The organism is Hwanghaeella sp. (assembly GCF_965227365.1).
GTDB lineage: Bacteria > Pseudomonadota > Alphaproteobacteria > UBA8366 > Aestuariispiraceae > Hwanghaeella.
Genome location: NZ_OZ245754.1, coordinates 400687 through 412687, shown reverse-complemented (window position 1 = coordinate 412687; position 12001 = coordinate 400687). Strand labels below are relative to the sequence as shown.

General features: G+C 60.0%; 9 protein-coding genes. 3 read left to right on the top strand and 6 right to left on the bottom strand.

Features of this window, described 5'->3' with window-relative positions:
- Positions 1-10 precede the first annotated feature (10 nt).
- Positions 11-925 carry a DMT family transporter gene (locus ACQK2G_RS01740; protein WP_425403291.1) on the bottom strand — a complete coding sequence of 305 codons (915 nt, stop codon included), beginning with the start codon at positions 923-925 and terminating at the stop codon, positions 11-13.
- A 140-nt stretch (positions 926-1065) separates the two neighbouring features.
- Between ACQK2G_RS01740 and ACQK2G_RS01735 the strand changes: the two genes are divergently transcribed.
- Positions 1066-1662 (top strand): 2-hydroxychromene-2-carboxylate isomerase, encoded by a 597-nt coding sequence (locus ACQK2G_RS01735; RefSeq protein WP_425403290.1) that lies wholly within the window; start codon positions 1066-1068, stop codon positions 1660-1662.
- A gap of 7 nt (positions 1663-1669) precedes the next feature.
- On the opposite strand, the gene ACQK2G_RS01730 is transcribed toward ACQK2G_RS01735, so the two are convergent.
- Positions 1670-2587, bottom strand: a complete 918-nt coding sequence (locus tag ACQK2G_RS01730) for a nucleoside hydrolase (protein ID WP_425403289.1) — start codon at positions 2585-2587, stop codon at positions 1670-1672.
- A 302-nt stretch (positions 2588-2889) separates the two neighbouring features.
- Here ACQK2G_RS01730 and ACQK2G_RS01725 point away from each other — a divergent pair, with 302 nt between their 5' ends.
- Both ACQK2G_RS01725 and ACQK2G_RS01720 read left to right on the top strand, forming a co-directional pair.
- The gene (locus tag ACQK2G_RS01725) at positions 2890-3939 is read left to right on the top strand and encodes a Glu/Leu/Phe/Val dehydrogenase dimerization domain-containing protein (protein ID WP_425403288.1); all 1050 of its coding nucleotides are present in this window, start codon (positions 2890-2892) and stop codon (positions 3937-3939) included.
- Positions 3940-4036: 97 nt separating this feature from the next.
- The gene (locus ACQK2G_RS01720) at positions 4037-4459 is read left to right on the top strand and encodes a GFA family protein (protein WP_425403287.1); all 423 of its coding nucleotides are present in this window, start codon (positions 4037-4039) and stop codon (positions 4457-4459) included.
- On the opposite strand, the gene ACQK2G_RS01715 is transcribed toward ACQK2G_RS01720, so the two are convergent.
- The 4 genes from ACQK2G_RS01715 to putA all read right to left on the bottom strand — a co-directional run bounded on the left by ACQK2G_RS01715 (position 4460) and on the right by putA (position 11953).
- Positions 4460-6169 carry an ABC transporter permease gene (locus tag ACQK2G_RS01715; RefSeq protein ID WP_425403286.1) on the bottom strand — a complete coding sequence of 570 codons (1710 nt, stop codon included), beginning with the start codon at positions 6167-6169 and terminating at the stop codon, positions 4460-4462. It lies immediately after the preceding gene.
- 48 nt (positions 6170-6217) lie between these two features.
- Positions 6218-7237 (bottom strand): Fe(3+) ABC transporter substrate-binding protein, encoded by a 1020-nt coding sequence (locus ACQK2G_RS01710; protein WP_425403285.1) that lies wholly within the window; start codon positions 7235-7237, stop codon positions 6218-6220.
- A 167-nt stretch (positions 7238-7404) separates the two neighbouring features.
- On the bottom strand, positions 7405-8712 hold the full coding sequence (locus tag ACQK2G_RS01705) for a di-heme oxidoredictase family protein (protein WP_425403284.1): 1308 nt from the start codon (positions 8710-8712) through the stop codon (positions 7405-7407).
- A 43-nt stretch (positions 8713-8755) separates the two neighbouring features.
- Complete coding sequence (gene putA, locus ACQK2G_RS01700; RefSeq protein WP_425403283.1) at positions 8756-11953, bottom strand: bifunctional proline dehydrogenase/L-glutamate gamma-semialdehyde dehydrogenase PutA; 3198 nt, start codon at positions 11951-11953, stop codon at positions 8756-8758.
- Between the last annotated feature and the right edge of the window lie 48 nt (positions 11954-12001).

Sequence of the window (12001 nt, the reverse complement as noted above, 5' to 3'; positions counted from 1 at the left end):
GTCAACGCCTTTACGCGGGCGGTGGCTCGGCCTTGGGCTTCCTCGCGAGTCGGGCCTCTCGATACAGAATGAACATACCGCTGGCGGCGATGATCGCGCCGCCGACCCAAACCGTGTTTGCCGGAACATCGCCGAAGACGAGATAGCCGAGGATCGCGGCCCAGAGCAGCGCGCTGTATTCAAAGGGCGAAACGATCGACAGCGGCGCCAATACGAAAGCCTTGGTCAACAGGACGTGTCCGACCAGCGCCATGATCGAAATCGCGACCAAGCCGCCAAATGTCTCCAGATCGATCGGCTGCCAAACGAAGGCGACAAAGACCGACGAAACGACGAGAATTCCGAGGTTGAAATAAAAAACCAACCGGAATGTCGTTTCCGTACTGCCCAGCCAGCGCCCCATCAAGGCAAGGGCGGAATAGGCCAGAAGCGCCAGGAAAACCATGAACAACATAGGATCCAGACCCTTCGCGGAAGGATTGACCGCGACGACCACCCCCAGGAAACCGACGATCACGGCCGCCCAACGATAAGGGCCTACCTTTTCCTTCAGCACCAACGGCGACAGCCCGGTCATCAGCAGCGGGGCGGCGAAGAACACCACAGTCGCATCGGCCAGCGGCACGGTCTTCAAGGCACTGAAGAAACTGAAAGGGGCGAGAAAACCGATCGCCCCGCGAACGACCAGCGCATACGGACGAACGGGTTTCAGTGCCGGTAGACCGCCGAACATGGGCAGCACGGCAAACATGATGGCGAGCACGATCCAGCCGCGCACGAACAACACCTGAACCGGGTGGACATCCGCTTGAACGATAATCTTCACAACCACATCCATGCCGGTCAGGATCAACATGCCGCAAAGCATGTAGGCAATTCCCGCAACGACGTGGTTCTGGCGCTCTATGATGGCTGACTGTGACATTCCGTTTCAAATCATTCGCAATTTAGGGTTAGCTTAACCAACTAATTCAACCCCTTGTCAGAATTCCGCGATCTCCGTCATACTTCGCCAAAGGGCATATCATAGCCGCGACAACAAGACCGGGATCAGGGGGATTCATTTTGGCTGAGACAATCGACTATTATTATTCACACCTTTCGCCGTGGTCCTATTTGGGTCATGAGCGCCTTATCGAAGCCGCGAAACGCGCGGGAGCAACGATAAACTTCAAACCAATAGACGCCGGCAAGGTATTTGCCGCAAGCGGCGGGCTGCCGCTGGCGAAACGGCCTATCCAGCGCCGAAATTACCGTCTCGCCGAGCTGCGCCGGTGGCGGGACGAGGTCGGTATTCCGCTTAACCTTCAGCCGAAATTCCATCCGGCGCCCGACCGGTGCTCCGCACAGATTGCAATCGCCGCGCTGTTATCCGGCTTCGATATCGGCGCGTTGTCCTTGGCATTGATGCGCGGTTGCTGGGCCGAAGACAAGGACCTCGCGGATGAAGGCACTGTTGCCGCTATCGCCACAGCCCAGGGGATGGACGGGGCCGCCCTGCTTCAAAAGTCGAAATCCGACGACGTGATCGCACGGTTCGAGAAATACACCGAGGACGCGATTGAAGCCGGTGTCTTCGGCATGCCCTGGTATCAGGTGGACGGCGAGCCTTTCTGGGGACAGGACCGCCTCTTTTTCGTGGAAAAGAACCTCGGTCTCTAGGCGCGGTCTAGCCAGAAGCCGACAGGATGGCGGCGGCTACGTGGGCTCGGACGGCGTCCGGGTCCACCTCCGTCAGCACGAGGGTATTTCCCTGCGGGTCCGGGTTGGCGACGCTTTGCCCAAAGCGCGTTGACTCTTCGGTGTCGATACTGACGCTGCAGCGCCTACCGTTGAAGTAATCCGGTCGGTCCAGATAGACCGGAACGCATGGATCATGAAGCGCCATGGAGCCGCTGTTATAGCCCCGCAGCATATGCGCCGCCGCCGTGCCCCAACGATGCTTCGCTTCGTCCAACGCATCGATCCAAGTCGGGTCGGCACCAACCTGCATCGTGACATCCAACCCAATCATCACCTTCTCGATCTGGGCATCGAAAACCACGGCCGCCGCATGCGGGTCCGCCCAGATATTGAACTCGGCTGTGTCCGTGACATTTCCGGGCACGAAAGCGGCCCCGCCCATCAGAACGACCCGCTCGATTGACGACGCGACTTCAGGCGCTTCTTCCAACAACCGGGCAACAGTTGTCAGCGGACCGATCGGACAAAGAGTGACGGGGCCTTCCGCGCAGACCTCCAGAATATGATCGATGGCCGATCCGCGCCGCGCGCTGCTTGCAGGCACGGCCAATTCAAGCCCTCCCAATCCGTTCCAGCCATGGATATGATGAATAGCCGGCACCGGATCACGTTGCAGGGGCCGCGCCGCGCCGGCATGCACCGGCACATCATGCTTGCCCAGAAACGCCATCAGCGACCGCGCATTCCGGAACGTATCGTCCAACGGCAGATTACCCGCCACCGCCGTTACACCGGCAAGTTCGAAACCGGCCGTTGGCGCGGCGGCGACCATCAGCGCGATCGCATCATCCACACCGGGATCGCAGTCGATGATCACGCGCGGTCGGGACCCGTTTTCAGCCAACTCAGATCACTCCTTTACATTGTGCGTTGCAGTAGATGCACCGCAATATCGCAATTTCAATACGTACAGTCTGCGTCAAACGAACAATCCTTTCCACTGCGCTTAACAAACTGAAAACATTAAGTCTTTTTTACAGAGCTCGCATTAAGATGATTGGGAGGCGGCGAAAATGGGAGTATATTATTGAAATAATATTTCAACGACCTGCGTGCCCATCTTTTTTAATGCGCGGGTTTGGAATGGCCCGAATGCCGGGCCTTACAAGATCCAACTTTGAGGTCTGCTTAGGAAGGAGCGATCCAATGTCTCTTTTCGGTTCCGCCCATTTCGATAACCACGAACAAGTGGTGTTCTGTCACGACGAGGCTTCGGGCCTCAAGGCGATCATCGCCGTTCACAACACCAATCGGGGTCCGGCACTCGGCGGATGCAGGATGTGGGCCTATGCCAGCGAAGACGACGCCCTGACCGACGTGCTTCGCCTTTCGAAGGGAATGACCTACAAGAACGCGCTGGCCAACCTGCCTTACGGCGGCGGAAAATCGGTGATCATCGGCGATGCCAAAACGCAAAAGACGCCTGCGATGATGCGCGCCATGGGTCGTATGGTCGACCGCCTCAACGGAACCTATACGATCGCGGAGGACGTCGGGACAAATCCGGACGACATGACCGAGATCCGTCGCGGCACGCCGCATGTCAAAGGCGTGAAGGGTGAAGGCGGCGACCCGTCCCCAGCAACCGCCTATGGCGTGTTCTCCGGCATCAAGGCGTCGGTTAAGTACAAATTGGGACGGGAAGACCTGAATGGCCTGCGCGTCGCCGTGCAGGGCCTCGGCCATGTCGGATACGACCTTGCCAACCAGTTGCGCCTTGCCGGTGCCGAATTGGTGGTCACGGATATCGACAAGGCAGCCTTGACCCGGGCCGAGAAGGAACTGGGCGCCAAGGTTGTTTCGTTGGATGAGATTTACGACGCCGATGTCGACATCTATGCGCCTTGCGCGCTCGGTGCGACCCTGAACGAGAGCACTATCCCGCGTTTGAAGGCATCCATCGTCGCCGGGTCGGCCAATAACCAGCTGGCTACGGACACCGACGGCGACCAACTGGCTCGGCGGGGCATCCTCTATGCGCCCGACTATGTCATCAATGCGGGCGGTGTGATCCACATCTACCACGAAGGCCCCGACTACGACCACGACCGGGCCTTCGCCCATGTGGCCGGCATCGGCGACGTCCTGCTGGAGGTCTATGCCCTGGCCGAAAGCGAGGCCCTTGCCACGCATCTCGCGGCAGACAGGCTCGCAGAACGTAGATTTCGCCTCGACGCCGCGCAACAGGCTGCCTGACGGCAATAAGCCAGCCTGCGAGGACTAGTCCCTGGACAGTATCAGGCCCCGGTGGTGAAGTGCCGCCGGGGTCATTTTCGTTTTTGACGGCGCAGCTATGAGCACCAGGGAGAGTCCGGTAACAGGCGGGTGCCTTTGCGGCGCCATACGCTACAGGATCACCGGCCCTTTAGGGCCCGTGATCGGCTGTCATTGCGAGCAATGCCGCAGAACCAGCGGCCATTACGCCGCGTCAACAGACGTTGCCACCGACGACCTCCTGATCAGTAACTCAAAGCATGCATTGAAATGGTATCGGTCTTCGGAAACAGCGGAACGCGGTTTCTGCCAACGTTGCGGCTCGAACTTGTTCTGGCGCCAAATCGGTGGCGATCGGGTCGCGGTCGGCGCGGGTTCGCTTGACCATGAACAAGGCATGCGCATGGATCGCCATGTCTTCGTGAACTTCAAAGGGGATTATTACGAGATCCCCGATGACGCTCAGACATTCCCGCTGGATGATGACGAGACAATCGCCTGATCAGTTCCGTTCGTCCGCATGGCCGGGGCGGGCACTGCTGATCGCGCGACTCAACATCAGGACGGGAACGACCCCCGCGGCAACGATCGTCAAAGCGCCCAGGGCGCTCTCCGCAAGTCGCTCATCACTGGCGTACTGATAAACGAAGGTCGCCAGCGTATCGAAATTGAACGGCCGCAAGATCAACGTCGCGGGCAATTCCTTCATCGTATCCACAAACACGAGAACCGCACCGCCCAGAATGCCACTGCGTATCATCGGCAGATGAACACGTTTCAGGGTCGCCCAGGGACCATGACCCAAGGTCCGCGCGGCGTCGTCCATGTTCTTGGTTACCTTGGCCAGACTGGCTTCCACGCCGCCCATGCCGACCGCAAGGAACCGGACCACATAAGCAAAGACCAGCGCGAATACCGTTCCTGAAAGCAGTAATCCGGTGGATATGCCGAACGTACTGCGCATGACCGCGTCGACACCGTTATCGAACCGGGCGAAAGGAACCAAGACCCCAACCGCCAACACGGCACCGGGCACAGCGTAACCGACACTCGCCAGGCGTGCCGCCGTATTGAGAATCTTGCCGCCGCCGATCCGCATGGCATAGGCCAGGAACAATCCAACCAGGACGGCGGCGCAGGCCGATGCCCCGGCAAGCAGGAGGCTGTTTCTGGCAAATTCGAAATACTCGACGGAGAAGCTTTGCTCGAAATAGAGTACGGCATAATCGAGCAGGATGACCGCCGGCACGACAAAGCCAAGCAGGATTGGCAGGGTACACATCAGAATAGCGGCAGCCCGAAGGGAAGGCCGAAGCGCATAGCCGGGCAGAGCCTGGTATCGGTTTGTCGTTTGGTGAAACCTTTGGCGGCGGCGAGACTGCCGTTCGATCCACAACAAGCCGACCACGAATACCAGCATCACCAGGGCAATCTGCGCAGCGCCACCCGCATTGCCCATATTCAGCCACACATCAAAAACACCGGCTGTCAGCGTATGAACGCCGAAGAAGTCGATCGTGCCGAAATCGTTCAAGGTTTCCATCATGGCCAGCGCGACGCCGGCCACCACCGCCGGCCGCGCCAACGGCAATCCTATGGTCCAAAAACAGCGCCAGGGGCTGCGCCCCAGCACCCGCCCCGCTTCCAGGACACAGACCGATTGCTGAAGAAAGGCGGCACGCGCCATCATGTAGACATATGGATACAGCACGAGGGACAGAACCAAAATGGCGCCGCCATGGCTTCTGATCGCCGGGAACCAGTAATCCGACTTCAGCTTCCACCCCATCAGGTCGCGCAGCGCCGATTGGATCGGGCCGGCAAATTCCAGCAGGTCGGTGTAGACATATGCGACCACATAAGCCGGCATCGCCAAGGGCAGGATCAAAGCCCATTCGAAGAAGCGCTTGCCCGGAAAGCGGCACATCGTGACCAGCCAGGCGGTCGTGATTCCGCCGATGATCGTCCCGACACCGACACCGACCATCAGGATCAACGTGTTGCTGACATATCTGGGCAGCGTCGTCGACAGCAGATGCGGCCAAATATTCTCAACCGGATTGAAGGCGATCCAGACGATCGAGATGACGGGAAGCAGCACCAGACCGGCGACGAACAACGCCCCAAAAACCCAGCGCCCGCGTCCTGTGGAGGACGCGGGCCGGGTAGGCTCAATCGATAGACCGCCTGTCGGCTCGACGATATCCGTCATTACGATCCGAGTTGCTTTTCCCTGGCCCGTTGAGGGCGAAAGGGACGCCTACTCGTTGTAGCCGACTTCGTCCACCAGTTTCTGTGCTTTCGGCGAAAGCTCAGCGATCGCGGACAAGCTCAGATCGTCCGTCTTGAAATCGCCCCAGGACTTCAGCAGCGGCGACCATTCAACGCCCGGACGAACCGGATATTCGTTGTTCAGGTCAGCATACATTTTCTGAGCGGTTTCACCGGCCAGGAATTCCATGAGCTTGATGGCGTTTTCCTTGTTCGGGGCCGCCTTAGTCAGCGCGACGCCGGAAACATTCACATGCGTGCCGCGTCCATCCTGGTCCGGGAAGACGATATAGGCGCTTTCGGCCCAGGCTTTCTGTTCCGGTTTCGCCAGCATGGCCCCCATGTAGTAGTGGTTGCCGAGCGAAAGGTCACATTCACCTTCCTTGATCGCCTTGACCTGGGCCCGGTCATTGCCTTCCGGCTTGCGGGCCAGATTGTCCTTCAAACCGGCCAGCCATGCTTTGGCCTGATCCGCACCGTCATGGGCAATCTTGGAAGCAAGCAGGGCGATATTGTAGACATGGGAGCCGCTGCGGGTGCAGATCTTGCCCTTCCACTCCGGCTTGGTCAGATCGTCGTAGCTGGTGATCGCACCTTTGGGAACACGATCCTTCGACGCGTAAATGATCCGCGCACGGGTCGTAAGACCAAACCAATGGCCGTCGTCGTCACGAAGATTTGCCGGAATGGCGTCGTTCAGCACATCGCTGGAGACCGCTTGCGTCGCGCCGACCTTCTTGAGCGCGGCAAGGCGCGAGATATCGACCGTCAGCAGCAGATCCGCCGGGCTGTTGGCGCCTTCCTGCTTCAATCGCTCGACCAAACCTTCCTTCGCGAAGACAACGTTCACATCGATGCCGGTTTCCTTGGTGAATTCCTCGAACATCGGCTCGATCAGGAAGGGCTGACGATAGGAATACACGTTCACTTCCGCAGCCAAGGCCGTTCCGGCCGTCGCGGCCATGCCGGTCATGACGATTGCGGCTGCAAAACTCGATTTCCACTGCATGTTCATTTTCGTCCCACTGCTGATTGTTCGTATCCGCCCCGCGCACCAGGGTTCATCAGAACCCCGGGCAATTGCGTCGCGTTCGCATCCATGAGGTATCCTGAATGAGAGATTTCTGCAAGTCACTCGCACTTGCATTTCTCACCAATCGATCACGTTTTTTTGAACTATAGCGATTTAAGGAAGGCCACCAATGCGGCGCGGTCGCCCACGGCCATGGTTCTGAATGCTTCTCGCGCCGTCTCTCCTTCGCCACCGTGCCAAAGGATCGCCTCTTCAAGGGAGCGGGCGCGCCCGTCATGCAACAAGGCAAAACGCCCATGCACGGTTTCGGCCAAACCGATCCCCCAAAGCGGCGGTGTCCGCCATTCCCTGCCAATCGCTTCGAAATCCGGACGACCGTCGGCAAGGCCCTCGCCCATATCGTGAAGCAGCAGATCGGTATAGGCATCCACCTGCACGCCGTTGAGATACGCCTTGTCCGAAGCAGTGAGCCCTAAGGTCGGCCGGTGGCATTTTGCGCAGCCCGCTTCATCGAAAAGCGCCTCACCCCGTCGGATCGATACCGCGTCTCGCCTGGCCGGCGGCGCGATCGTCCGCAGATAGCCGGCAACCAATTGCACGGCGCGATCCACTTCGGGCCCTTGCGCGTCCGCAGCCCGACACACTTCCTGACCAGCACCGCAATCATGTTCCGGAAAATAGTTGCTGGTTATGCCGATATCGCCGAGGAACGCCGCGGCGGTCTGCTGGACGAGATCGGGTTCATTTGCTTTCCAGCCGAACCGTCCCGGCACAGCCGTTTCAAGACTTCCCCCCCAGACATTGTTCATGCGACCGGAGACGCCATCTCCGTCCCGATCATCCGGATCCGCCCATGACCTGATTTCGTCGACGGGCACGGCCTCCAGAAGGCCAAGACCGTAGATCGGCTGACCGATCCGAAATGAGGTCAATGCATCATCCAAGGGGCCATAGGCCAGCTCAAAAAAGGAAAGTTGTGGGCGCCTCAATACGTAGGCCGTTCCGTCGCCGTACGTGCCTTGAACAACCTCATAGGAAACGGAAACTTCCGCTTCCGGCAGAACGTCACGGATACCCCGCGTATTCAACTGGCCGCCATAACGAGGATGCGGCAAGGGACCGCCGTTGGCGGCCGTTCCCGACACACTGAGCCGAACCAGGGCGGTCAGCAACGGTTCGTCCGGGCCGTTAGGCGCGGAACCGCGGCCGCCGCGCGGGTGACATGTCGAACAGGCATTCCTGTTGAAATGCGGGCCGAGCCCGCCGCCCGCTTCCTCCCCTACCGGCCTGTCCAGGAAATGCAGATTGAACAGGCGGCGCCCTTCACGAAGCTCCGGCGTGCCGTCGAGATCCACACCCGGCAGGGAGCGCAAATAGGTTTCCTGCGCCTTGGCCGGCGCAACACCGGCCAAGAGCAGAAACACGGCGACGATCAGAGAATAACGTTCCATCCACCTTGTGTATGCCAGGTCAGGGCCGATTGGAATTGCCGCCTCAATCCTCCATCGACATCAGGGATGCGTTGCCGCCCGCCGCGGTGGTATCGATGCTGACCGTCCGCTCCGTCGCGAAACGGTGCAGGTAACGCGGACCGCCCGCTTTCGGTCCGGTGCCCGACAGGCCTTCGCCGCCGAAGGGTTGTACACCGACGATCGCCCCGATCTGGTTCCGGTTCACATAGGCATTGCCCACTTCCAATCGGTCGATGACATGCTTCACCGTGGATTCGACACGGCTGTGGATCGCCGCGGTCAGCCCGTATCCGGTCCCGTTAATGGCGTCGATCACCTTGTCGAGTTCCGTGGACTTATAGCGAACGACATGCAGGACAGGTCCGAACACCTCCCGTTCCAGAACGTCGAGGCTCGGGATTTCGTAGGCGCAGGGCGCGAAGAACGTCCCGGCCGAACATCCCTCGGGCAACGGCGTCCGGAAAATCAGCTTCGCCTCGCGGTCCATTCGTTCCGCATGCTTCGACAGCATCAGGCGTGCATCCTCGTCGATCACCGGCCCGACATCGGTCGATAGGCGAGAGGGATCGCCGACCCGCAATTCCTGCATGGCCCCCGCGATCATCCTCGACAGCTTGTCGGCGATATCCTGCTGGACGAAGAGAACACGCAGGGCCGAGCAGCGCTGTCCGGCACTCTGGAAAGCCGATATCAGCACATCGCGGGTCACCTGTTCCGGCAAGGCCGAGGAGTCGACGATCATGGCATTCTGCCCGCCCGTCTCCGCGATCAGCGGTGCGATCGGCCCTTCCCGATTGGCAAGCGCCTTGTTGATGATCCGCGCCGTCTCGGTCGAGCCGGTGAAAGCGACGCCGGCAATTCGCGGGTCCGGCAACAAGGCATTCCCGATGGTTGGACCATCGCCCGGCAACAGGGAAAGAACATCGTCGGGCAGGCCGGCCCGGTGCATCAACCGAACCGCCTCATAGGCGATGATCGGCGTTTGTTCCGCCGGTTTCGCAAGCACGCAGTTTCCCGAAGCCAGGGCGGCCGCGACCTGACCGGTGAAAATCGCCAGCGGGAAATTCCACGGAGAGATACACAGAAAGACGCCCCGACCGTGCAGGGAGATACTGTTCGCTTCGCCTGTCGGCCCGGGAAGGACGGTCGGTCCGGAAAAATCCTCTACCGCCTTGTCGGCATAGTAACGCAGGAAATCCACCGCCTCGCGCACTTCGGCTATGGCATCGGGAATGGACTTGCCTGCTTCCCGCACCGCGAAGGCCATCAGGCGCGGCATGTTCTCTTCATAAAGATCGGCGATACGCCGCAGCATGTCCGCGCGATCCTTGGCCGGCGTCCGGTCCCAGGCATGCCGCGCACGATGGGCGCGGTCCAACGCCGTTAGCGCATCATCCGCCGTCGCGTCGAGCACACGGCCGATCGGCCGGCCGGTATCCGCGGGACCGTGGACGACCCGACCAGTGAGCACATCCCGCGGGCGGCCGCCAACGATGGGACCGGCCCACCAATTCTCTTCCTCTGTCGCGAGCATGGCGGCGCGCAACGGCTCCAGCTTTACGACATCGGTAATATCCATCCCTTTGGCATTCGCCCGGCTGTCGCCGTACAGACGTCGCGGCAAGGGGATCGCCGGATGGGCGGCCTGGCGAAGGGACCTCGCCGCCGCGATGGGATCTGCGACGATGGCGGCAAGCGGTTGCTTCTCGTCGACGATACGATTGACGAAGGAGGTGTTCGCCCCGTTTTCCAGCAAGCGCCGGACCAAGTAGGCCAACAGGTCTTCATGACTGCCGACCGGCGCGTAAACCCGGCAATTCAGCCCCAGCTTGTCCTTGCCGACGATTTGTTCGTATAGCGCATCGCCCATGCCGTGCAGACGCTGGAATTCATAGTCGCTGCGGTTCCCAGCCATCTCGATAACGGCCGCGACGGAATGGGCATTATGGGTCGCGAAGCACGGATAGAAGGCATTACCGCCGTCCAGCAGCTTTCTCGCACAGGCCAGATAGGAGACATCCGTGGAGACCTTGCGGGTAAAAACCGGATAGCCGTCTTCGCCCATTTCCTGCGCACGCTTTACCTCCGTATCCCAATAGGCACCTTTCACAAGGCGCACCATCAACCGCCGATTGGTGCGGCCGGCAACATCCTCGAGCCAATCGATCAGCGGCGCCGCGCGTTTCTGATAGGCCTGGACCGCCAAGCCGAACCCATCCCAACCTTTCAAGGAAGCATCGCCGCACGCCGCCTTGATCACGTCCATGGAAATATCCAGACGATCGGCTTCCTCCGCATCGACGCAAAGGCCGATATCCTGGGCCTTCGCCATCTGAGCCAAGTCTATCAGCTTCGGGAAGAGTTCCGTCATCACGCGATCGCGCTGAACGAATTCATATCGCGGATGCAGAGCGGAAAGCTTTATCGAAACGCCGGGAGAGTCGATCGGACCGCGCCCCTTCGCCTTCTTGCCGATCACCTCGATCGCATGGGCGTAGGCTTTGAAATAGCGTTCCGCGTCCGCCATGGTCCGCGCCGCTTCGCCCAACATGTCGTAGGAATGGCGATACCCTTCCTTTTCCGCCGACTTCGCCCGGTCCGTCGCTTCCTCGATTGTTCGTCCCATGACAAATTGACGGCCCATCACGCGCATCGCCTGGGTCACCGCCTGGCGGATGACCGGTTCGCCGGATCGATGAACCATGCGGTTGAGGATGGACCGCCAGTCGAAATCGGCTTTGGCGTCTTCGAGCTTCACGAGTTTGCCGGTCAGCATCAGCCCCCATGTGGAAGCATTCACGAACAAAGATTCCGAATGCCCCAAATGGGACTCCCAGTTTCCACCGCCGATTTTGTCCTTGATCAGCGCATCGGCGGTTTCGGAATCGGGAATCCGCAGCAGCGCCTCGGCGAGGCACATCAGGACCACGCCTTCCTGACTGGACAACTCGTATTCGTGCATGAATGCATCGATGCCGGAAGATTTCACGCGGTCCTCCCGCACCCGCCTGACCAGGTTCCGGGCCCGCTCCTCTATGCGGTCGATGGCATCCGCGGGTAGACTCGCCTGTTTCAGGCGTTCAGCGAGGCAGGTTTCCTCGTCCATGCGGTAGGCGGTACGGACCGCCTTGCGTTCCTGGCTTGAGGAGATGAGGTCGCGGAAATCGGAATCGGAGAACAGCGTGACACGCACCCTGTGCTGGAGGAATGGCTGAGCCATTCATGTTACGACGGTAGGATCATAAGGCATAGCTTCCCGAATATGCTT